We start from the raw sequence: 23,609 nt of genomic DNA on the forward strand, positions 1-23,609 counted from the left end.
TTTAACTTTGAAAAACTGCCGTACATGCTTTATCAACTAAAACAGTCAGAAGTACTAACAGTGAGCCAGAAAATTGGCGAATCTATCTGCGATAAAACTTTTCAAAATTATACAAAAATAGATGGAGAGCAGTTGATTTCTCTCACCAATTCAAGACAAGTCAACTCTTTCATCATCCGATCGCTTTTTAATCAGTGGCGCAAAGAGGTAGAGCGCTTGGAAAGCCCGTATTTCGATTTTAAGCACGAGAAAGTACAGGCGGCTTTAAAGGATTTTATGAATGTGCTTTCCAACCACATCAGTATTGATAGAAAGCATTTAGAACCCATACTTAATCAGGCAATTGCCGATACCGTGCTCATAGTGTTTGAACCCAGGGTGTTTTTAGAAACGGTGCTGGAGCGATTGGCTAAACCTCAGGATTTTAAACGACAGTTTAAATACATAAAGAACAACCGGGAACTCTTTAAAAAGCTGGTGGATCAGATGGGTGATTTTGATACAAAAGCCAGTGTTTTGCAGATCTACGATGGGCTCGATCGATCGAATAAGGAAGAGGTAAATGCACCTGCTTTTCTGGAAAAGCTCAATGCTGGTCATTTGCTACACAATCTGTTTGATGAAAAAGAAGAACCCAAGCCAGAAAAACCTACTGAGCCGGAAGTTCCCGCTAATGTAGCCTCCAAAGTTGTGGCGGAAGAGCTTGCCGTTGAAAAGAAGGAAGAAAAAGCAGCGACAACGCTCAACGACAGATTTGAAAAAGGTAATAAAAGCCAGACTCTTGCGGAAAGGCTGCAGAGAAAGGTGAATAAATCAATTGAGGCCAGCCTTACTTTGAATGAGAAATTTATGTTTCAGAACAACCTCTTTCATGGGGATAATAGTCGAATGAAACAGGCCTTTGCAGCTATTGATGAAGCGGAAAGCCTTCAGGAAGCGCTAAATAAAGCCAATACTTTTAATGATGGCTGGGATATGGACAGCGAGGAAGTGGAAGCTTTTATGGGCGTGCTGGAGCGAAGGTTTGCGTAAGACAGTTATCAGTTGACTAGAAATCAGTTAATGGTGTAAACCATCCTCAGGGTCTTCTGAAGAGGACATGGATTGTTTGAACGGAATTCATCTTACTTCTTAGTATAAACTTCGGTTCGATTAATCAAATAAAACTCAAAGAAATCGAATAGGGGCTTTCGAGGTGTAACATCCCTCCAAAAGTTTACTTACAAAGGTTAAAATGATCCTATGGACCTTCTAGTAATTGTGGATATCAACTTTTGGAGGGTTTCTCACATTCTATCTCCCTCAGTGTCTCCTTAAAAGGGCCACTGAAGAAAGTGGTTCATCTGAATCCACCGAGGAAGATGCGGTGCATACAGATCAATGTTCTGCTTTTGAAGGACTAGCTTAGCTTTCTACTAAAAAAATAGTTATAATGATGTGTCATAGACACACATGAATAAGAAAGCTTTTCTTCTGCCCCTACTTCTCCTGATATTTTTTACAGGATGTAACAAGAAGCCGGACAAGAACCTTCCGGAAATTGATTTGGTAGAGTCATCAAATCAAGCCATAGTTATTGTCAATAATTCAACGGAGTCTCCTATTTCGATTGAGCTGTTAGATTCTGTAGCGCATCAATCGGATAATTGGATCGTAACTTATAAAAGTATCGATACTATTTCTTTAAAACTGAATCAACCTACAAGAGCCATTGTTCACTCATTAGTTGACTATCGACAAACTAAGTTCATTTCGAATGGAGACACACTAAGGATAGATTTGGATTCTTCTGAGTTGAAAGTCAAATCTACGGACAGATTGAATGCACAAAAGATTATTGAAGAAAGAAGCCAGGGTTTATTGGAGACTGATTCACTGTTTAACTTATTTATATCTGTAGACTCTAGTTTAGCCTTTAAGGGTGTCGATCATGGCTTAAGTGTGGTCAAAAGATTTGGTGTATTTGTTAATAAACCTCTTCTAAAGAGTGATCCTGAGAAGTTTGATAAATTAGTTCAAAACCTGATTTATGAATTGGAGGCCACACCTACAACTTTGGAAGAAATACATGATCCCGAATTAGAAGCTATCCAAAGTTTGAAGTATGAAATTAACAGACATGAGGCACAATTAAGACTGAGGTATCTTGCCAGTCAGTTTGATTATTCAGATTTAATGATGAGTGTCATCTCATTAATAGAGTAGTCTGTTGAATTTACAGTAAAGTAGTGTGCTAGTTTTAAAGGAACACCTAGTTTCAGAAGCCAAGCCATTGGTGAATACCATTTGGGATCAATGATCTCCTTTCCTTTGATTAATAGTACTTGTGAAACGCTATCAAATCTGAAGATGAGGTTTTCTACATTGACAGAGTGAAATACACGTGCCAATAGGCCCTGCTCATATTTTTGGAAGGCACACTTATGGTTTTCTTTAAGAGAACTCTTTTTGGTGTGGCTCTCGAATTTCTTCAAAAGAAAGATGTGCTACCCAATGCTTTTCTGGACTTGATGTCGGCTTTATAGGTTTCCCTAAAATCTTTTCAATTTCAAATTCAGATAACTTTTGTCCTTTGGATGTTGTCATTCCCCTAATGTCTTGAAAGCACCTGTGCTCTGTGCATATCTATTTTGAGCAGCACAAAGAGCATAATGGTAAACGACCATAGGGATGACCCACCATAACTTATAAATGGCAGAGGAATTCCAACAACGGGAAACAGACCAATGGTCATGGCAATGTTGATGGTAAAGTGAAAGAATATAATACCAGCAACGGCATAGCCATAGAACCGGGCAAATTTAGACTTTTGTCGTTCGGCTATAAAAACCAAGCGCATAACCAAGGCTATGAACAAGAAAATAAGTACAGCGCAGCCCAACCAGCCATGTTCTTCGGCCAGGGTACTAAAAATAAAGTCGGTGCTTTGTTCGGGTACATAGCCAAATTTTGTTTGGGTGCCTTCTAAAAAACCCTTACCGGAAAAGCCGCCTGAACCAATAGCAATTTTAGATTGCTCCAGGTTCCAGCCTTCAGCCTTTGGGTTCACCAGTTCGGGCCGAAAAATGGCTTCTATTCTGCTCCTCTGATAGGGCTTAATTAGGTTATTGAGAAAATAGTCTATTCCAAAAACAAATGAGCTGATAACCAGCATTAGGGCAATGGTCGACAGTATTCTCTTACGGCTTTTTTCCTGAAAAAGGATGAGTAAGAGAGTGAGCGAACCTATACCAATGAAAATATATGGCTGAGGAACCAAAAGGGTTAAAATAAAGAGTACGGCTGCAGAGATGCCCAGAATAAGATATATGGCAGGAAAACCTTCTCTGTATAGTGGAATGAGCAGTGCAGCGAACACCATAGCCGAACCGGTGTCAGGCTGAAGCTGTATGAGGCCTATGGGAATGAGAATCATAAGGAGAGCCTTCACCTGGGTACTAAAGTCGGTGAGTTTTACATTGGTTGTGGCAATGTATCGGCCCATAAAAAGAGCCGTGGCCAGTTTAGTAAACTCTGCCGGCTGCAACCGAAACGAACCTATCTCGAACCATGCCTTTGCTCCATTTACCTCGCGACCAAAAACCAAAACCCCGGCCAGGAGCAAGATCATGAACACGTAAAGAATGGGAGCAAACGATTCATAAATACGGAAATCGAGAAGCAAGATGACAACAATCAGTATTACTGATGTACCTATCCAAAGGAGCTGCTTGCCCGATTCCAGACTCAGATCGAAAATGTTCTGGTCTTGTACCGGGTCATATACAGAGGCATATATGTTTGTCCAGCCCAGTGCAACCAGGGTGAAGTAAAGAAAGACCACCAGCCAGTCTAAATCGCCAAAAAGTCCGCCTTCTCTTCTCAATTCTCTTGTTGTAAGCCTATGAGGTATTTTTTGTTAAGGATATAATCTTCTCTCTTGGCCCAGGTTTCTTTAATGTAACCTCGCAGGTATTTTTCAATAACCAGGCTGGCGGTTACTGCCGAGGCGCCTCCACCCCATCCGGCATTTTCTGTGTATACTGCAATGGCAATTTTGGGGTTATCAGCAGGGGCAAAAGCCATAAATACAGAGTGATCAAGCGATTCATTCTTCACCCCATTTTCGGCTGTTCCAGTCTTTCCGGCAATTGGTATATCGGGGATTACAGCCCGCCCGGCTGTTTTCTTTACAGCCCGAACCATGCCCTCAACAATGGCGGGGTAGTACTCATCGCCACGCCCGGTATAGTGTTTCTCATATTCCAGTTCTGTGATTTCTCCATTTTCTTCATAAGCTTTCACCAAATGGGGCGTAACATAATATCCACGGTTGGCAATTATGGCAGCCAGATTGGCCACCTGAAGAGGAGTTACCTCCAGCTCTCCCTGCCCAATTGAAAGAGAGTATATGGTGCTATAGGCCCAGCTTCCCTTTTCGCGAGGGTACTTTTTGTGATAAAATTCAGCATCAGGTACTGTACCACCAATTTCACCAGGAATATCTAGCCCCAAAGGGCTGCCAAAGCCAAATCGTCTTACTGCTTCTGCCCACTTGTCCAGCCCTATGTGTGTATCTGTAAACTTACTGCTCGATACGTTCTGGTTCACAGTTCGCCTCATTACTTCCCAAAAGTAGTTGTTAGAAGAGAACTCTATACCGCGAGCCACATCGTATGGGCCTAGCGGTGCATGGTCTCCCAGTCGCAGTCTGTCAACAATTATGGGTTCATTAGGTTTAATCACTCCCTCATCGAGAGCAATCAGTGCTTGCACAGTTTTAAATATGGAGCCCGGAGGGTATTTGGCCTGAATAGCCCTGTTGAGCAGAGGGCCTGTTGTGTCATTTTTAATTTGCTCGAAGTACTTGCCAAAATTCTTGCCAGACAGCTGATTAGGGTCGTACGATGGCACCGAAACCATAGCAAGAATTTCTCCTGTAGAGGGTTCAATAGCTACTAAACTACCACGCTTACCTGCCATTAGCTTTTCGGCATAGCTCTGAAGTTTCAGATCGATGGTGGTGATGAGGTTTTTGCCCGGTACGGAAGGGATGTCCAGCTCACCGTTTTTGTAGCTTCCTTTTTCTATACCGTTTACATTCACCAGCTTACGGCTTTCTCCTCTTTCTCCTCGTAAGGCCTTTTCATAGTACTGTTCCAGGCCGGTAAGCCCTTTGTAGTCGCCAGACTTGTAATAGTTGGTGGTGTCTCTGTCCAGGTCTCGCTGACTCACTTCTCCAATGTAACCTACTTGTGTGGCCAAAATAGGCTTGGTATATCTTCTTACAGTTCTGGGGTTTACATATAGCCCCGAGTACTTGTACATATGGTCCTGTATCTGGGCATATTTTTCGTGCGGTATTTTTTTGAGTAGGGCAGAGGGTTTAACTCCGGAGTATTCTTTGGCCTTCTGCAGGTTAGTACGAAATTGTTCTTCGGTAATGTCAAAGAGTTGGCAAAACTCTGCGGTGTCTCCAATGTAAAGGTCGCGCGGAACCACCATTAAATCATAAATAGGCTCATTATAAACAATGAGTCTTTTTTCACGATCATACATGAGCCCCCGGAAGGGGTATTCGGTTATGGTATGAATAATATTGCGATCGGCTTTGAGTTGGTATGTTTTATCTACCACCTGAAGAGCAAAGAGCTTGATGAGGAAAATCAAGCCTACAAAAATAAACAGACCCTGAATAACCAGTCTTCTATTTTCGAGCATGGGTTAATTGGTTTTTGGATAAAAAAGATACTGCGCAAATACCACAAATACCAATGTTATAACCGTAGAAACCAGGGCTTTTGTTACGGTATGCCAAAACAATTGTGCGGTACCGGCTTCTACAAAAAACACTACCAGGCAATAAACCAGCACTAAGGGTGTGGCATAGCCCAAAAACCACTGTAATCCGTAAGTGCCAATGGTGGTCATGTCGTTTGGTTCATACCCTCCACGAGGGAGTACGGCCTTTAGCCATGTAGGACGCACAAACATGATAAATACTGCTGCCGAAGCATGAATACCCAACGACTGGTAGAACAAGTCAAGAATGAGGGCACTAATGAGCCCCAATATCATACCGGCCGTAAAGCCCACCTCCATGGGTAAGCTAAGCAGGAAAAGGAGATAGACAAAAGCAAATCCAACCTGAAAGAGCACAAAGTTTCGGAACACCAGTATTTGCACCAGCATAAGCAGTATAAACGATACCGTAAGTAGAACAATGTGCTTACTCATTGATGATTTCGGGATTTAAGTTTATGAGCGAATCCTGTTCGGGCTTTTTATGGTTTTTAATAATGTAAACAAACGAAAGGCTACCAAAGTCTACACTTAGGTCTATTTCAATATTCAGGTACGTATTATTCTTATCAGGCTCACTGCTTCTAACCGTACCTACCATAATTTCTTTTGGGAAAATGGCATTGTAACCGGAGGTTACAATGGTGTCGCCCGGTTCTACGGGTACATCGGGGGTTAGGTAGAGCAGTCGGGCAGTTTTAGGGTTTACCCCTTCCCAAAGCACGGTGCCCATTCTTCCTGAAGGTTGGTGTTTTACTGAGGTTGGGTTTTTAATGTTGAGTAACGAAATACCCTCTGAAAACTCCTTGCTCACTCCTCGTATTTTACCCACTACTCCCAGTGAGTTGATTACTCCCATACCCTCTTCAATGCCATCTTTGGCTCCTTTATTAATCATAAAGAAGTTTTTAGTACTGCGAATATCGTTTCGAATAATTTCGGCAGTAATCAACTCAAAAGAAAGAGCGGTAGTATCGGCTGAATCGACCGGTATGAGATTACCCGCCAACGAATCTGTGGGCAGCGGCTCTAAAGAGAGCAGCAAGGACCTCAGTCGGGCGTTTTCTTCAGCCAACTGCTGGTTTGTTTTTTTTAGACTAAAGTATTCGGAAATGTTGCCGGTAGACTCATTGATGGTGCCTACTGTGGCCGACATCAGGCTGTTGAAGCTACTTCGCTGGTAATCGTTATGCCGAACAATTAGCCATATACATATTAACTCAAGGAGCAAAAATGTAAAGAATGCCCTAAACCGATATAGGAATGAAAGTAGCTGACCCATTCATTCAGATTATGTCATTAACACTGCTCTGTATGAATTGATGTTTTTCAGGGCTTCGCCTGTTCCACGAACTACAGCTCTAAGCGGATCGTCTGCAATGTGTATTGGTAGCTTGGTTTTCAAAGCTAAACGCTTGTCAAGCCCTTTCAGCATGGCACCACCACCTGTCAGATAGATACCTCTGTCGTAAATGTCGGCAGAGAGTTCTGGTGGTGAAATCTCCAAAGCTTTGAGCACTGCTTCTTCAATTTTTGAAACGGACTTATCCAGAGCGAAAGCAATTTCTGAGTAGGAAATCTTAATTACCTTCGGAATTCCCGTCATCAAGTCACGACCTCTGATCTCGTAATCTTCTGGGGCATCTTCCAGTTCGGTTAGGGCAGAGCCTATAGCTATTTTTACTTTTTCGGCACTGCGCTCACCAATAAGAAGGTTGTGTTGCCTTCTCATGTAGTCCAAAATGTCTTTGGTAAAAGTATCGCCCGCTACACGGATAGACTGGTCGCACACTATACCGCTCAATGCGATAACGGCAATCTCTGTAGTACCTCCCCCGATATCAACAATCATAGAGCCTACCGGCTCATCTATTTTAATACCTGTACCAATGGCCGCAGCAATAGGTTCATAAATCATGTATACCTCTTTGGCGTTGGCGTGTTCGGCAGAGTCTCTAACCGCACGTTTTTCTACTTCGGTAATGCCTGAAGGAATACAAATGACCATTCGGTGAGAAGAAGGCATAAAGCTTCTTTTCTTCAGGTCGATCATTTTGATCATCCCTTTGATCATCATTTCGGCTGCCTCGAAATCCGCAATCACACCGTCTTTCAGAGGCCTGATGGTCTTGATGTTTTCATGCGTCTTTTCGTGCATGTTCATGGCCTCTTTGCCAATGGCTAAAACTTTATTGGTGTTCTTATCTATGGCAATGATAGACGGTTCGTCTACCACTATCTTGTCCCTGTGAATAATAAGCGTATTGGCTGTTCCAAGGTCTATGGCAATATCGCTGGTTAGAAAATCGAAAAAACCCATTTGAGTTGGTCTCCTTCTTGTTTAAATAATTGGACTAATGTAATGATTCGTTAAAAGCTAGCCTAATCAAAATTAGTGTTTAAAGTGTCTTGTGCCTGTAAACACCATGGCCATGTTGTGCTCATCGCAGAAATTTATCGACAATTCGTCTTTGATGGAGCCTCCGGGCTGAATTACGGCTTCTATCCCTTCGCCATGGGCAATTTCCACGCAGTCGGGAAAAGGGAAGAAGGCATCTGAGGCCATTACGGCTCCCTGAAGCTCAAAACCAAAAGATTTGGCCTTCTCTATGGCCTGCTTGAGCGCATCAACCCTGGATGTTTGGCCAACACCACTTGCCAACATTTGATTCTCTGTGGCCAGAATTATGGTGTTCGATTTGGTGTGCTTGCAAACCTTGGAGGCAAATACCAAAGCTCTTTTTTGCGCCTCGGTTACCTGCTTTTTAGTTACGGTTTTAAAATCGACCGCTTGATCAGTTACCAGGTCTCTATCTTGCACAATAACACCGTTGAGCAAACTCTTATATTGCTTTTTAGCTGTTAGGTTTTGCTTTTTAACAAGTAATATTCTGTTCTTCTTGCCCTTCAATAAATCCAAAGCTTCCGGCTCGAAACCCGGGGCAATTAGTACTTCGAAGAAAAGTTTGTTCAATTCTTCGGCAGCAGCAAGGTCTATGGTTTGATTAGAAACCAAAACGCCTCCAAAAGCACTCACAGTATCGGCCGCAAAGGCCTTGAGATAAGCATCTTTTACATCTGAGCCAATGGCCACCCCACAGGCATTTGTGTGCTTTAATATGGCGAAGGCATTTTCTGAACTATCAAATTCTTCGATGAGGCAAACGGCAGCGTCAATATCTACCAGATTGTTATAAGAAAGCTCTTTACCGTTGAGCTGATCGAAAAGCTCGTTGAGCGGACCATAGAAGTGCCCTTCCTGATGAGGGTTTTCCCCATAGCGCAGTTGTCTTCCTTCTCTTTGGCTTACCTTAAACTTAGCAAGGCCTTCCTGCTGGTTAAAGTAGTTGAAAATAGCCGAGTCGTAATGAGAAGAAATATCGAAGGCTTCAGCAGCAAATTTTCTTCGATCATCCAAATCGGTTGCACACTCCTTTTCTTTGAGGAGAGCCTCTACAGCCGGGTATTGTTCTCTGCTGGAAACGATTAATACATCTTTGAAATTTTTAGCAGCTGCTCTAATCAGGGAAATCCCACCGATATCAATCTTTTCGATTATGTCCTGTTCGGCTGCTCCTGAAGCTACGGTTTCCTCAAAGGGGTAAAGGTCTACAATCACCAAGTCTATAGAAGGAATCTCGAATTCCTTAGCCTGAGCAAGGTCTCCGTCATTGTCTCTTCGGTGTAAAATACCTCCAAAAACCTTGGGGTGAAGGGTCTTTACTCTTCCTCCGAAAATGGATGGATAGCTGGTTAAATCCTCAACAGGGATGACTTTTGCTCCCTGGTCTTCAATAAATTTTTGAGTTCCTCCGGTGGAGTAAATCGTTACACCGTTGGCTTTTAAAAGCTCTATAATAGGAGCCAGATTATCTTTGTAAAAAACTGAGATTAATGCGGATTGGATTTTTACCTGCGACATTTTCGAAGGGGGATTTAGTAAGTCGCAAAACTAGGGATTTTATATCGATTTGAGAACTTCTTGCTCTACCACTTTCGGATAATTTTTGTGCTCTAAACGTAATACTTTGGCGGCTATCTCTTCTGCCGAATCGGTAGGGTTTATGGTGCAGCTTTCCTGAAAAATAATGGCTCCCTCGTCATAGTACTCATTCACATAATGTATAGTGAGTCCGGTTTCTGTTTCGCCTGCGGCTTTCACGGCCTTGTGCACATTCATACCATACATTCCCTGGCCCCCGAACTTAGGAAGTAGAGCCGGGTGTATGTTGAATATGCGGTTGGGGAATCTGGCAACCAGTGCCTTGGGGATGAGTAGCATAAAGCCTGCAAGCACTATGAAGTCTATTTTTTCACTTTCCAGTACCTCCAGAATAGTTTCACCGGTTTGCCAAAAGGAGCGATTATAAACATGGTGCTTTATATTGAACCGCTGAGCCCGTTCTATAACCCCTGCAGACTTGTTGTTGGTGAAAATCGAAGCGATCTCGATCTGCGGATGATTTTGAAAGTGCTCAAAGAATTTTTCGGCATTGGAGCCGCTGCCTGAGGCAAATATTGAAAGTCTTTTTTTGGTCATATCCAGATCATGCTGAGCACTCCAAGCAACATAATGATTTTGCAGTAAGTGCTGAGGTTATGAAATTGTTTCACGGTATCGGCTCGCTGAACACCGAGCCCCAAAAGTAGCAAAGTAATTGCGAGAATGATCGGAAGAATCACTGACAAGTTCCAAAGTAGAATGATGACTGTGATTTCGAAGGCGACCATTATGGCATAAATAATCCATTTGGTTTTGGCCACTCCAAGTACAATGGGGATGGTTTTACAACCAAATCGGGCATCGCCTTTCATATCTTCAGTGTCTTTTATTATTTCCCGGACCAAGGTTATATAGGCTGAGAAAATGGCATAACAGGCAATGATGTAGGCTCTCTCGTGGAAGTATTCAGCAACTAGAATCAGAGTGGTTCCGGTAAGAATGGCCACCACAAAATTACCTACAAAAGGAAGTCTTTTGAGTTGGTTGGAGTATAGCCAGAGAAGAAAAGCTGCTCCGAACATAATGAGGCCAATGGGAATGGATATGTAAAAACCAATGGCAATGGCCGAAATGTTTAGGGCACTATGACCTAAAATTACCCAACGCCTTCTCAGCGCACGCCCTACTACTACTCTGTCGGGCTTATTTACAAAGTCTATTTTTATGTCGTAATAATCGTTTATGAGGTATCCGGCACTTGTAATCATTACGGTGGCCGATACCATCAGGAAAAAATTAGCATCCGTTAGTATTTCCCACCAGTGCCCCTTGTTGCTCAAAAGAAAAAGTGCCGTAAGGTATTGGGTAAGCGCAACAATGAGAAGGTTAATTCCTCTAATGAGTTTAAGGTAGTTGTAGATAAACGATGGTCGGAAAAGCTTAGCGACTTGCATTGCGCTTGTTTACGCAGCAAAGATATTTCAGTTGGCGTAGTAATCGATAATATGTTGGGAGATAAGCCGATAAATTTCGGCCAATTCAGGATCGGCTTTCAGAGAGTCGTACTGAAGATCCAGAGTTTTGAGGTCTTGGCGGATAGCAGGGCCCGTCTGAGCCCGTTCCGGACCAATTTCAAAAGATTTGTTGAGGGTTTCCACAATCAGGGGCTTAAGGATTTCAAAACTCATTTCCTGATTTTCCAAAATGCTTTGCGCTACGGTGAACATGTGGTTGGTAAAATTGCAGGCAAACACGGCAGCCAAATGAATTGCCTGTCTCTGCTGGCTGGAGATTTCTTGAGTTTTGGAACTAATTGAATTACCAAGGGCTCTCAGCGCTTCTAGTGTAAACCGGTTTTCAGCTTCTAGACAAATCGGAATATTGTTAAAATCTACCTTCTTCCCTTTGCTGAAAGTCTGAAGAGGGTAGAACACTCCGATGTTTTCAGTAGGGGCATAGCCAAGTACCTTTAAAGGTTTAGAACCTGAAGTGTGACAAAGTATGGCGTTTTCGGGCAGACTAACGTTCGAGGCAACTTCTTCTATTGAGTCATCGGAAATTGCAAGAATGAAAATGTCTGCATTGATGCTAGATAGACTCAAAGAGTTGCCGGTAGATGCGCTGAAATAGTCTAAACCGAATTTCTTGGCTTTCTCTGCATTGCGGTTATAAATGTGCGTAATAATGTGACCTGCGTTTTCAAGTGCTCTGGCTAAATGCCACGCCACATTGCCCGTTCCTAGAATTACAATTCTGTATGCCACAAGACGAAGGTAATCATTGTAGTAAAACCATTGAAATGGTTTTGGGAAATGTGAATCCCCCATTTAGCCCACGGTTTAAACCGTGGGCTAAATGGGTATTGAGCTGTTTAGTGGTTTTTAACCACTTCCAATATTGAGGTTATGTAGTTTCAGCAAGCCCTCATATTCCTCCATAAATGTTTTGGTTTTGTGGTGTTCTTTTTGGTTTATGATGTATTGCTCAACTCTTGGTAATTGAGATTCGCTTACGGAAAATGCCCCGTAACCAGTTTGCCAAGCAAATTTCTCAGAACAAATATTTTGCTGATTAATCCAATGCGCACTGGATCCTTTAATTTGTTTTACCAAATCAGCTAGGCTTATATTTTGATTGAGAAGAAATAGAATGTGAATGTGGTCTTCGATTCCATTCATTGCTTTTGTAAAACAACCCTTATCAATCATTTGCGATTGAATGAAAGTATAGATTTTGCTCTCCTTTTCGGGAGCAATTAATGGTTGCCTATTCTTTGTGCCAAATACCAGATGAACCCAAACTCTGGGAAATGAGTGTGACATAGTGCGTGTTTTCCAATGAATTTAACAAAACCATTGAAATGGTTTCACGAATATTGGCCAATCAATTAGCCCATGGTTTAAACCATGGGCTAGTTATGATTTCGTTGCAACATTTATTGCCTCAACCAGCCTATCCAGATCATATTTGGTAGTGTAAACGTGAGGTGTGATTCTTGGTCCGTTCACTTTCTCATACTTCACCGGACTGGTATGCACCTTATGCGTATTGAATAGAGAATTATGCACTGGCCCGGCATCTTTTCCATCAATACCAAAGTTGAAAAGGGCACCACTGAACTGCGGTTTGGCGGAGGTGTAGAACCTTACCCTGTCTACATCTTTCACCTGATCTACCCAGTACTGTTTGAGATATTTAAGACGGGCCTCCTTTCTGGCCGAACCAATGGCCTGGTGAAAGTCTAGAGCTGAACCAATAGCTTGCTCTATGGCGAAAGAGCGCGTACCAATGTTTTCAAACTTACGGATGTTATCTTCTTGCCCTTCTGGTGCTCCGAGCAGTGGCCATACGTCTTTGATCTTGTTTTTGTTGATGTATAAGAGGCCGGTACCAAAGGGGGCGCATAGCCATTTGTGCAGGCTTGTACCAAAGAAGTCGCAACCCAAGTCGCCAATCTTGAAATCGAGATGAGCAAAAGAGTGAGCACCATCAACTATAGAATAGAGGTTGTTTTCTCTGGCTAAATCGCAGAGTTTCCTGGCGGGCATAATATGACCTGTCCAGTTAATGATGTGCGTAATGTGTAGAACTTTGGTTTTTGGAGTAATGGCTTCTCTATACTTTTTAATAACCTCTTCATCACTTTCAATAGGAATATCAAAGTCTAGCCATTTTAACACTATACCGTCTCGCTTTTCGCGCTGTTTCCAGGCGTTCATCATGTTTGGGTAATCATATTTAGTGAGAATTACTTCATCGCCCGGTTTTAAATTAAGTCCAAAAATGACGGTATTAATTGCTTCGGTTGTGTTTCTGTTGATGGCCAGTTCATCGGCATCAGTTCCGGCCAGGTGTGCAAGTTTAGCTCGAAGGGGTTCTCTTCCCTGGTCGAGTATGCGCCACATATAATACGAGGGGGCTTCATTGCAATAGGCGTAAAATCTATTGGCAGCCTCTTGAACAACTTTAGGCTGCGGGCTCACTCCTCCATTATTTAAATTAATAATGCTGCTTGAGGTTGTATAGGCTTGCTGAATACGTTTCCAGAGCTCTTCGTCTTGTGCAGCCCTTTCAGGCAAAAGGTTATTGAGACTTATTAATGCGTCTGATACGTCTTCGGCCAATGACTTCTGAAAAAATGTAGTCAGAGACAGGCTTCCGGCCGTAAGGAATGTCTTTCGAAAAAATGATCTTCTGTTGCTCATAAACCCTATTTAGCTCTTTTAAAATAGAGAAAAATGGAAGCAACCGGAAATGACATTATTTAAACAGCAAGTGCTTTAAGTGTCACTGAGTTTAAGAATGAGAAAAAACACCCGTATTACCGGGTAAGACTAGAGCTTGTTGACACCGAGAAAAGGTTGGGTAAATTAGGCCATACCCTTATCGCGCATCTTGGCAAACTCAATGTACCTTCTTCTGGTAGCCACAATAAAACCAATAATCATCACAATGGTACCTATCCAAAGAATGTTAATCTGAGGCTTTTCAATGGCCTGAAGGATGATCCAGTCCTTTTGAGTAGTTTCTATGCCCAGTTCTATCGAGCCATCTTCCGGGTTAATGTTTTCCAAGGTTACCCTTGAGGCTATTTCTTGATTTACTTCGGGTGGCCGGCCCACGTTCTTATCTTTAATAATGAACTTAGGCTCCAGATAGAGTTTTTCTCCTTCTTCAACAAACACCTCAATATTGGCTTTAACTGCTGCATCATTAGGCCCCATAGTTAAGTAGTTTACTCGGGGCAGTCGTTCAAGCCCTTGAAAAACGGCTACATAGTCATTTATGAAAAACCTTTCTCCGGGGCGAATGGTATGTATGTCTTTTTCACTCCACACTGTGTTTTCATCGTCAAAGTCTGACTGAAGTGCTACATAGGTATACAAGTCTCTGTTCCACTGCTTTTTAATGTCGGGAGAAACAATGGTTTGTCCCATTTCATCGTTTACCTGCGTTCTGGGAAAGAGCGTGAATTTCTTGCCAGAATTCAGAGAGGTGTATTCAATCTCATGGTAGGTGTTTTCCGGAGTACGGAAGTATAAAGTATCGCCTTTTTGGGCATAAGTAGTACCATCTACTACAATGTCAGCCCGGGTAATCTTGTAATGAGAATTTTCAGTATTGTCGAGCCAAGATTTTTTTACATAACCCGGAATGCCTTCGGCCTTGAGTCCTTCACTTTTGTAGAGCAAAGAGTATCCCCCCATGGGCTTGGGGTCATTCAAGAACAGCACTACGTTGTTGGTGTTTTGCTCTTCAGTAAAATTACGGCTGATAATGGTGGTGTTTTTAGAAATTATACGAGAGTAGCCCTCGGAAAACATAATGCCTACCAACATCATGGCAATACCAATATGAGCTATTGATCCTCCTGTGAGCTTATAACTTCCGGAGCGCACGAGATCGAGCATAATTTTAAGGTTAGAAACAACGGAGTATACTCCGGCCACAAGCACAACAATATATACTGGGTTGTAAATGTCTTCTAAAACAAAAATGAGTGCCGAAATAACAAGGGAAATAAGCACGGGGAAAGTCATAGCTGATTTTAGCTTTTCCTTATCCATTTTCTTCCAGAAGAAGAATTGACCGGTACCTGAAAGCAAGGCTATTCCTATCCCGAACCAAACCTGCCATTGGGAGTAAAACTCTACCTGATTGGCAGGAGGGGCCAGTGAAGATACTCCGCCAAAGAACTCTACAATTGCGTTGAATACAGGAAAAGAGGTAGGTACCAAAACCTGGAAAGCCATCAGGCAAAGCACCAGGGCCCCAATAAAGATCCAGAATTCTCGCGAGTAAGCAGAGGCTTCTTTGTCTGAGGTTGGGAGCTGGCTCCAAACTCTTGCAGCAATGGCAATAGACGCCACCAAAAAGAATAGCAGGTATATGAGCAATTGGCCGGAAAGACCCAGGTCGGTAAAAGAGTGTACCGATGTATTGCCAAGTATACCGCTTCTCACCAAAAAGGTGGCGTAGAGAATAAGTATGAAAGTAGCAATCACTAAGACAATGGAAGTTTTTAGAGCCGTGTGGTTCTTTTTAAAGATAATCATAGTGTGCATGCTGGCTATCAACACTAGCCAGGGTACATACACTGCGTTTTCTACAGGATCCCAGTTCCAATATCCTCCAAAATTGAGCGTTTCATAAGCCCAGTAGGCGCCCATAACGATAGCCGTACCCAGTATTACTCCACCGAAAATAGTCCAGGGCAGAGCGGGTCTTATCCAGTCTTTAAAGTCTTTTCTCCATAGCCCGGCAATACAGAAAGAGAAAGGGATGAGTGTACAGGCAAATCCGAGGAAAGTCATTGGTGGATGTATTACCATCCAGTAGTTTTGAAGCAATGGGTTAAGGCCCGTACCGTCTTCAGGAACATAGTTTGGGTTAACCAGAAATACGGGTTCATTCATTACATCGCGAAGGAGCAAAAAAGGTGATGAGCCGATTTTAAGGTCGCCAATAACCACGCCTAAAATCATTGAAGCCAAGAATGCCTGAACGAGGGCGAACACCGTCATTACAGGAGCTTCCCATTTTTTGTTGGTCTTTATGAGAATGAAGCCAAGAAGCGCATTCCATACAGACCAAATTAGAAAACTTCCTTCCTGTCCTTCCCAAAAACAGGCAATCATATAATGAACAGGGAGATCTTTGGAGGCGTGAGACCAGGCGTAATGATACTCAAAGTAGTTATTGTAGATTATGAGAAAAAGGGTAACAGCGGTTCCTAAAACGGCCAAGCCGTGAGTCCAGAAAGAGGCTCTTCCAAATTTAATCCAGTCAGTATTGCCTATCTCATTGTTTAGGGAGGCTTTTCCGTAGGCAAAAGCCGCAATAATTGAGGCAACAAAAGAGACGATTACCAACAGGTGACCAATGTTGCCGATAGTGGTATGAACAGTTGCTGAAATCAAGAGCTAAAGTTTAGGGTTATCTGTTGGGAGTTATGGTTTAACACCTCTCTGTGAACCAATGTCCTTTTAAGAGGGATAGTGACGGCATAGACCACGAAAATTATAGCCTATGGGTTACAGTGTTCGGCAGTTCTTAGAGCGAAGTCTCTTCGTACTTAGAAGGACACTTGAGCAATACCTTATCGGCTATGAACATATCGTTCTTATAGCCTCCAATAACCACTACTTTGTCCGACTTGAGCAGATCTGAAGGCATGGGCTGATTGAGGTAAACGGTTTGTTCTTTTTGGTTATCATCAACCAAAATAAACTCTACCGATAGCATGTCTTCACTTGGCTGAACGCCAACCACCTGGCCGTTAGGGGCTTTTTTGAGCTCTCCCACTACATGGATTGATTCGGCTTTTCCGTTGGCGGCCATGGCATAGGCCTCATCGAACGTAACGTAAGAGCTGGCATCACCTGCTGTCGAAATAATTATAGCCACAGCAATGGCAATAACCACCAGGCCAATTATACTAGATTTTTTCATCTCCTCCTCGGTTGCTTAAACTGGCGCAAAAGTACAACACAAACGCCTAAGAATTAACCTTTTTCACTGAAAACCTCCTTTTCGAGACGGGAGATTTTACGGTCTACCGAGATGGTGTAAATAATAAGGCCCAGAAAGACCGTCATTACTACAGCCACCACTACATAGATCTTTCCATTAGACCGCATTACATCTGCCATTTCTACAGAGGTATTGTTGTAGTCTTCGGGGTTAATACTGTAGGCTCCATTCTGAGCAAATGAACTTAAAGAGATAAGTAGGAAGAGGGTTACAAGGTGTTTTTTCATGATTTTAGTCTTCTAAAGCCATTTTAATTCTTTTAATACGCACTCTGAGAGATACAAGCCAAACACCCAGAAGGGTCCAGCCCAGAATAGCCGGATAAAAAACCATGCGGAGCCGGCTGTCCAAATCATAAGCGTTGAAGCCCGGATTGCCACCATTGCCCGGGTGTAGGGAGCTGTCTGTCATACGGGGTAGAATAAACAGTAGTGGTATAAGGGCGGCAAAAGCAAAGACATTATATATAGCACTTACCCGAGCCTTTTGCTGCTGATCTTCAAGGGAGTTACGAAGTACCAAATAAGCCAGGTAGATGAGTAATGCTATGGCACTACTGTTTTGCTTGGCATCACCACTCCAAGGTTCGCCCCATGTAAAATTGGCCCAAATAGCACCAGTTACTATACCCAGAATGCCAAACAATACTCCGGCATTGGCAAACTCTGCCGAAAGAGTGTCGTGGTCAATCCGATTGGAGCGCAGATACTTAATGGCATAAATGGCCGAGGTAACCAACAGAATGATCATGGCAAACCACATAGTGACATGAAAATGCAGGTTTCGTATAGTTTCATTTAGAATGGCCAGTCGCGGGGCATCGAATAAAAGAGCGCCTAGTATAGAGTAGATAAGGAGAACTATACAGAGTACTTTCCACCACTTCTTTTTCATGGTCAACTACCGTTTGCTTATGATCGCCAAAGATAGGGGAATAACAGGTAGGAAACCGCAACAACAATGGCATTTATGGCAATGAGAGTAAGCAACTGATCGGTGTAGACAGAGCGTTCAATTCCATCAAGTGCATTTTTGGAGCATCGGATAATGAGCAGCAACATGGGAATGATCACCGGAAAGCTGAGTACCGCTATAAGTGTGCTGCTGTTGCTGGCCTTAGAAGCTATTCCGGAAAGCATGGTAAGGGCAGTTGCTAAACCAAAAGAGGCCAACACTATGGTCAACAAAAACATAGCAAGGTCATTTACCGGGTTGCCCATAACCATCGAATAGAAGAATAAACCAATTAAGGAGAGGCCCATCATTAATAGCGAGTAGTATATGATCTTAGATAGGATAATGGACTCAGGTTTTACTAAAGAATAATAATACAGCATTCGGCCATCGGCTTCCTGAATGAAGCTTTTTGCTACAGAGTTTACCGCTGTAAAGAGAATAATTATCCAGAAAAGAGCATTCCAGCTTAGTGCATGAATAGTGCCTGTTTTTAGACTAAAACTCATGTAACAGACAAAAATGGTTGATGCTAGGTAGAGTATCATTCCGTTCAGAGCATACTTCTGCCGCCATTCAGAACGAAATTCTTTAGATACAAGTGTTAAAATTTCTCTCATACTGTCAATTGATTGCAAATATATACTATGTTTGCAGACTCTAATAGTCTACAAAAATGGTAGGAGATATAGAACAAATAGAAAGAATAAGCCTTAAGGAGAGTACCTCGCACTTCAATCACTTGAAAGAGCTTGAGGCAGAGGCCATTTATGTTATACGTGAGGTTTTCTCTCAGTTCGAAAAGTCAGGCATACTTTTTTCAGGAGGAAAAGACTCAATTGTAGTTACTCATTTGGCTAAAAAAGCTTTTTGGCCGGCTAAAATACCCTTTCCACTTGTGCACATCGACACCGGACATAACTTTCCTGAGACCATAAAATTTAGAGATGAGTTGGTTGAGCAATTGGGTGTAGACCTTATTATAGGTTCTGTGCAGCAATCCATTAATCAAGGCAGGGTTAAAGAAGAAACCGGCAAAGATGCTTCAAGGAACTGGCTTCAGATAACGACTCTATTAGATACCATTGAGGAACATCAGTTCGATGCGCTAATGGGTGGAGCCAGGCGCGATGAAGAAAAGGCACGAGCCAAAGAGCGCTTCTTTTCGCATAGAGATGACTTTGGACAATGGGATCCTAAAAATCAAAGGCCTGAACTCTGGAATATTTTCAATGGGAAAAAACACAAGGGGGAACACTTCAGGGTTTTTCCCATATCTAACTGGACAGAGATGGATGTGTGGCAATATATACTAGCGGAAAATATTGCAATACCATCGCTATACCTGGCCCATTATCGCGATGTAATTTGGCGTAACAATACTTGGCTCCCTGTTTCAGAGCATCTACATGTTGGAGAAGAAGAAACCATACACAACAAGAAAGTGAGGTTTAGGACCTTAGGAGACATAACAATAACAGGGGGCATTGAATCTGAAGCAGATACGCTGGAGAAAGTGATTATGGAAGTAGCTGCTGCACGACAAACAGAGAGAGGGAACAGAGCGGACGATAAGCGCTCGGAAACATCGATGGAAGACAGAAAAAAGGAGGGATATTTCTAATGGAGAATTCGTATTTGGACATGGAGTTACTGCGCTTTACAACCGCAGGTAGTGTAGATGATGGTAAGAGCACATTAATTGGCCGATTGCTTTATGATAGTAAATCCATCTTTGAAGATCAGTTAGAGCATGTGGCAAACTCCAGTAAAAGGCGTGGTCTGGATCATACAGATTTGGCGCTGTTAACAGACGGCCTGAAAGATGAAAGGGAGCAAGGTATTACAATAGACGTGGCGTACAGATATTTTGCAACTCCCAAAAGGAAGTTTATCATTGCCGACACACCCGGACATATTCAGTATACCAGAAACATGGTTACAGGTGCTTCGACTGCCAATGTAGCTCTCATTTTAATCGATGCACGAAAGGGACTTGTGGAGCAGACTTTTAGGCACAGCTACATTGCTAGCCTTTTACAAATTCCCCATTTGGTAGTCTGTATCAACAAGATGGATTTAGTGAATTATGACGAGGAGATTTTCCGATCCATACAATCAGAGTATGCGCGTTTTGCCAGCAAACTGAATGTAAAAGGGATTTCGTTCATACCCATAAGTGCACTGCATGGGGATAACGTTGTGAATTCTTCTGAAAATATGCCTTGGTATGAAGAGAGAACCCTCCTTTCTACTTTGGAACAAATAGATGTTTCTAAAACCACTTCTGCTGCGGTTCGTTTCCCTGTTCAAACTGTCATTAGGCCTAAAAATGATACTTACCATGACTATAGAGGCTATGCCGGACGGGTGGCAGGTGGTCAACTTGCAGTAGGGGATAGTGTTGTAGTCCTTCCTTCGGGTGAAACTTCGACAGTTAAACAGATTCATTTAATGGATGAAGAGCTTTCTGTAGCCAGTACAGGAATGAGCGTAGTTGTTTCCTTGGCCGATGATATTGATGTGAGCCGTGGAGATATGATTACAGGAATAACCGGGTCTCCCAAACTTCAGCAGGATATTGAAGCCACACTTTGCTGGTTTTCCAGAAAAGGCCCTCAGCCGTGGTCTAAGTACACCCTGATGCACTCTAACAACGAGGTTAAGGCTATCGTTAAAAACCTGAACTTTAAGTATGATGTGAATTCACTTACGAGAGAAGGTGTCGATACCGTATCAGTCAATGATATAATTAACGTTACTCTCAGGACAAACAAACCTTTGATAACAGATAAGTACGCTGAAAACCGAACTACGGGAGCTCTAATATTGGTCGATGAAAATACCAACGAAACAGTGGCTGCTGGAATGATTTGTTAAGCCTTACAATTATTCAGCAAAGTAAGACAGCTGTTAGCAGATTTAATACTGCTATCATGATTTATGATTCCTTCCTTAAAGAGACCGGATTTTTCTTCTAGATTTGCATGCAACGTAGATTGAACAGTAACAACCTGTTGTGTACGTTTCTAATTTGTAATAAGATTTAAACTCCGCATGAACGACAAAATCGCAATAATTGGCCTCGGGTATGTTGGTCTTCCCCTGGCAGTTGCATTTGCAGAAAAATACAAAGTCATAGGTTTTGATATTAATCAGGAAAGAATTGACGAACTCAATAATGGTAAGGATCATACCCTAGAAGTAGAAGATGAACTTTTGAAGTCGGTTCTTTCGTCTGTAGAGTCCCCCAAAGGACTTTTCAACACGAACAAGTTAGATGATTTATCGGGCTGTAACATCTATATTGTTACGGTTCCAACTCCCATTGATGATGATCACAACCCTGATTTGACACCACTCTTAAAGGCATCTCAAACCGTAGGTAAAGTTCTTAAGAAAGGAGACATAGTTATCTACGAATCAACGGTATACCCTGGTGCAACAGAAGAAGACTGTGTGCCAGTTTTAGAGGAGGTATCGGGCCTGACCTTTAATAAAGATTTCTTCTGTGGTTATTCCCCCGAGAGAATCAACCCGGGTGATAAAGAACACACCGTTACCAAGATTTTGAAAGTAACTTCGGGGTCTACTCCTGAAATTGCTGAAAGAGTAGACCAGCTATACAAGTCTGTGATAACAGCGGGAACCTACAAAGCTGCATCTATTAAAGTAGCCGAGGCCGCTAAAGTGATTGAGAACTCTCAGAGAGATATCAATATTGCTTTTGTAAATGAGCTGGCCATGATTTTTAACAAGCTGGGCATAGACACTGTAGATGTCTTGGAAGCGGCCGGCACAAAATGGAATTTTCTTCCTTTTCGGCCGGGTTTAGTAGGAGGACATTGTATTGGTGTAGATCCGTATTATTTGGCTCAAAAAGCAAAAAAGGCAGGCTATTATCCTCAAATATTATTGGCAGGTAGAAGGCTAAACAATTCTATTGGCCCCTACGTGGCCAGCGAAATGGTCAAACTACTTATGAAGGCTGGTCGAGTAGTGAATAAGTCTAAAGTACTGGTTTTAGGAATTACTTTTAAAGAGAACTGTCCTGATATTCGTAATTCCAGAGTAATAGATATTATTAAGGAATTAAAAGATTATGACATCGCAGTAGATGTTTATGATCCATGGGCAAACAAAGAAGAGGTTCAAGAGGAATATGGCTTAGAGTTAATTGACGAGAAGACTCTTACTACTGAGCATTACGAAGGAGTAGTTCTGGCCGTAGCTCATAAGCAGTTCTCATTAGAGTTAATTGAAAGGCTAGAGGGTAGTCCTCTTACCTATGACGTTAAGTCCTGTTTACCCAAAGAAAAAGTTACCGCTCGATTATAATGGCTAAAGTATTAATAACAGGAACGGCAGGATTTATTGGTTTTCACCTCGCTCAAAAGCTATTAGAAAGAGGTGATCAGGTTGTAGGGCTCGATTCCGTAAATGATTATTACGACATAAGGGTCAAACACGGGCGTCTGAATATTACAGGTATTGACGCTGATGAAATAGAGTATGGAAAGCTTATACAAAGTGCTAAGCATGACAACTACCGCTTTATCCAACTTCAGTTAGAAGATGACCAAAAGCTTAATGGACTTTTTGCAACTGAAAAATTTGATACAGTAATTAACCTTGCTGCTCAGGCAGGCGTGCGGTATAGCCTTGAAAACCCAAGAGCTTATATTGATAGCAATATTGTGGGCTTTGTGAATATTTTGGAAGCTTGTCGTCACAATGAAGTTAAGCACCTGTCATATGCGAGTAGTTCTTCGGTCTATGGGTTGAATGAGACCATGCCGTTCTCAATTCATCACAATGTAGATCACCCAATAAGCCTTTACGCGGCCAGTAAGAAAAGCAATGAACTCATGGCTCATACATATAGCCATCTTTTTGGCTTACCGACTACGGGTTTAAGATTCTTTACGGTATATGGTCCGTGGGGAAGGCCCGATATGGCACTTTTCTTATTTACTAAGGCCATTCTTGAGGGAAAGCCCATTAACATCTTCAATAATGGGGAAATGTCGAGAGATTTTACTTACATAGATGATATTGTAGAAGGTGTAATTAGGGTTAATGACAATCCTCCAAAAGGGAACCCGAACTGGAGTGGGGCAGACCCTGACCCTGGGACTGCAAAGGCTCCTTACACCGTATATAACATTGGTAATAACTCACCAGTAAAGCTAATGGATTTTGTAAGGATTATTGAGGAGACTCTAGACATGGAAGCGAAGAAAAATTTTATGCCCATGCAGGCAGGTGATGTTTCGGCAACCTATGCCGATGTGCAAGACTTAGTCAATAACCTTGGTTATAAACCTCAAACACCATTAGAGTATGGTGTAAGTCAGTTTGTTAAATGGTATCGAGAATTTTATAAAGTCTAATGCAG

General features: G+C 42.3%; 23 protein-coding genes. 6 read left to right on the top strand and 17 right to left on the bottom strand.

Going from position 1 to position 23,609, the window contains the following annotated elements; translation table 11 throughout:
* The first annotated feature begins 24 nt into the window (after positions 1-24).
* Both B3O12_RS01710 and B3O12_RS01715 read left to right on the top strand, forming a co-directional pair.
* Entirely contained in the window at positions 25-1,032 is a 1,008-nt protein-coding gene (locus B3O12_RS01710; RefSeq protein WP_286755058.1) for a hypothetical protein, read from the top strand.
* 420 nt (positions 1,033-1,452) lie between these two features.
* Entirely contained in the window at positions 1,453-2,205 is a 753-nt protein-coding gene (locus B3O12_RS01715) for a hypothetical protein (protein WP_286755059.1), read from the top strand.
* A gap of 228 nt (positions 2,206-2,433) precedes the next feature.
* Here the strand turns inward: B3O12_RS01715 and B3O12_RS01720 are convergent, their stop codons facing one another.
* The 17 genes from B3O12_RS01720 to B3O12_RS01800 form a co-directional block, all read right to left on the bottom strand.
* Positions 2,434-2,586, bottom strand: coding sequence for a hypothetical protein (locus B3O12_RS01720; protein WP_286755060.1), 153 nt, complete (start codon positions 2,584-2,586; stop codon positions 2,434-2,436).
* Positions 2,587-2,590: 4 nt separating this feature from the next.
* Entirely contained in the window at positions 2,591-3,865 is a 1,275-nt protein-coding gene (gene rodA / locus B3O12_RS01725; protein ID WP_189628634.1) for a rod shape-determining protein RodA, read from the bottom strand.
* Positions 3,862-5,700 carry a penicillin-binding protein 2 gene (gene mrdA, locus B3O12_RS01730; RefSeq protein WP_286755061.1) on the bottom strand — a complete coding sequence of 613 codons (1,839 nt, stop codon included), beginning with the start codon at positions 5,698-5,700 and terminating at the stop codon, positions 3,862-3,864. Before mrdA ends, rodA begins: the two co-directional genes overlap by 4 nt.
* 3 nt (positions 5,701-5,703) lie before the next feature.
* Positions 5,704-6,216, bottom strand: coding sequence for a Rod shape-determining protein MreD (locus B3O12_RS01735; protein ID WP_286746536.1), 513 nt, complete (start codon positions 6,214-6,216; stop codon positions 5,704-5,706).
* The gene (mreC, locus tag B3O12_RS01740; RefSeq protein WP_189628631.1) at positions 6,209-7,063 is read right to left on the bottom strand and encodes a rod shape-determining protein MreC; all 855 of its coding nucleotides are present in this window, start codon (positions 7,061-7,063) and stop codon (positions 6,209-6,211) included. Before mreC ends, B3O12_RS01735 begins: the two co-directional genes overlap by 8 nt.
* Positions 7,064-7,072: 9 nt before the next feature.
* Positions 7,073-8,101 carry a rod shape-determining protein gene (locus B3O12_RS01745; RefSeq protein WP_189628630.1) on the bottom strand — a complete coding sequence of 343 codons (1,029 nt, stop codon included), beginning with the start codon at positions 8,099-8,101 and terminating at the stop codon, positions 7,073-7,075.
* Positions 8,102-8,173: 72 nt separating this feature from the next.
* Entirely contained in the window at positions 8,174-9,703 is a 1,530-nt protein-coding gene (gene purH / locus B3O12_RS01750; RefSeq protein ID WP_286755062.1) for a bifunctional phosphoribosylaminoimidazolecarboxamide formyltransferase/IMP cyclohydrolase, read from the bottom strand.
* A gap of 39 nt (positions 9,704-9,742) precedes the next feature.
* Complete coding sequence (locus B3O12_RS01755) at positions 9,743-10,321, bottom strand: phosphoribosylglycinamide formyltransferase (protein ID WP_286755063.1); 579 nt, start codon at positions 10,319-10,321, stop codon at positions 9,743-9,745.
* A complete protein-coding gene (locus B3O12_RS01760) occupies positions 10,318-11,178 on the bottom strand; it encodes a geranylgeranylglycerol-phosphate geranylgeranyltransferase (protein WP_189628627.1) in 861 nt (286 codons plus the stop codon). The genes B3O12_RS01755 and B3O12_RS01760 overlap by 4 nt, the downstream gene beginning before the upstream one ends.
* Before the next feature lie 27 nt (positions 11,179-11,205).
* Complete coding sequence (locus tag B3O12_RS01765; RefSeq protein ID WP_286755064.1) at positions 11,206-12,051, bottom strand: Rossmann-like and DUF2520 domain-containing protein; 846 nt, start codon at positions 12,049-12,051, stop codon at positions 11,206-11,208.
* 54 nt (positions 12,052-12,105) lie between these two features.
* A complete protein-coding gene (gene tnpA, locus B3O12_RS01770) occupies positions 12,106-12,546 on the bottom strand; it encodes an IS200/IS605 family transposase (RefSeq protein ID WP_286745393.1) in 441 nt (146 codons plus the stop codon).
* Positions 12,547-12,639: 93 nt separating this feature from the next.
* Complete coding sequence (locus B3O12_RS01775) at positions 12,640-13,929, bottom strand: aminotransferase class V-fold PLP-dependent enzyme (RefSeq protein WP_286755065.1); 1,290 nt, start codon at positions 13,927-13,929, stop codon at positions 12,640-12,642.
* A gap of 165 nt (positions 13,930-14,094) precedes the next feature.
* The gene (locus B3O12_RS01780) at positions 14,095-16,644 is read right to left on the bottom strand and encodes a heme lyase CcmF/NrfE family subunit (RefSeq protein WP_229838493.1); all 2,550 of its coding nucleotides are present in this window, start codon (positions 16,642-16,644) and stop codon (positions 14,095-14,097) included.
* Positions 16,645-16,777: 133 nt separating this feature from the next.
* The gene (locus B3O12_RS01785) at positions 16,778-17,176 is read right to left on the bottom strand and encodes a cytochrome c maturation protein CcmE (RefSeq protein ID WP_189628624.1); all 399 of its coding nucleotides are present in this window, start codon (positions 17,174-17,176) and stop codon (positions 16,778-16,780) included.
* 53 nt (positions 17,177-17,229) lie between these two features.
* On the bottom strand, positions 17,230-17,484 hold the full coding sequence (locus B3O12_RS01790; RefSeq protein WP_189628623.1) for a CcmD family protein: 255 nt from the start codon (positions 17,482-17,484) through the stop codon (positions 17,230-17,232).
* Positions 17,485-17,488: 4 nt separating this feature from the next.
* Entirely contained in the window at positions 17,489-18,151 is a 663-nt protein-coding gene (ccsA, locus tag B3O12_RS01795; protein WP_286745402.1) for a cytochrome c biogenesis protein CcsA, read from the bottom strand.
* Between the two features lie 17 nt (positions 18,152-18,168).
* Positions 18,169-18,831 (bottom strand): heme exporter protein CcmB, encoded by a 663-nt coding sequence (locus tag B3O12_RS01800; RefSeq protein WP_189628621.1) that lies wholly within the window; start codon positions 18,829-18,831, stop codon positions 18,169-18,171.
* 56 nt (positions 18,832-18,887) lie between these two features.
* Here B3O12_RS01800 and cysD point away from each other — a divergent pair, with 56 nt between their 5' ends.
* The 4 genes from cysD (at position 18,888) to B3O12_RS01820 (ending at position 23,604) form a co-directional block, all read left to right on the top strand.
* Positions 18,888-19,835 (top strand): sulfate adenylyltransferase subunit CysD, encoded by a 948-nt coding sequence (cysD, locus tag B3O12_RS01805; protein ID WP_286755066.1) that lies wholly within the window; start codon positions 18,888-18,890, stop codon positions 19,833-19,835.
* Positions 19,835-21,091: a sulfate adenylyltransferase subunit 1 gene (locus B3O12_RS01810; protein ID WP_286755067.1), complete on the top strand. Its 1,257-nt coding sequence runs from the start codon at positions 19,835-19,837 to the stop codon at positions 21,089-21,091. Before cysD ends, B3O12_RS01810 begins: the two co-directional genes overlap by 1 nt.
* Positions 21,092-21,268: 177 nt before the next feature.
* On the top strand, positions 21,269-22,549 hold the full coding sequence (locus B3O12_RS01815; RefSeq protein WP_286755068.1) for a nucleotide sugar dehydrogenase: 1,281 nt from the start codon (positions 21,269-21,271) through the stop codon (positions 22,547-22,549).
* Complete coding sequence (locus B3O12_RS01820) at positions 22,549-23,604, top strand: NAD-dependent epimerase (protein WP_286755069.1); 1,056 nt, start codon at positions 22,549-22,551, stop codon at positions 23,602-23,604. Before B3O12_RS01815 ends, B3O12_RS01820 begins: the two co-directional genes overlap by 1 nt.
* Positions 23,605-23,609 lie beyond the last annotated feature (5 nt).

Origin of the sequence: Roseivirga sp. UBA838 (assembly GCF_002296035.1) — a bacterium.
Classification (GTDB): Bacteria; Bacteroidota; Bacteroidia; order Cytophagales; family Cyclobacteriaceae; genus Roseivirga; species Roseivirga thermotolerans.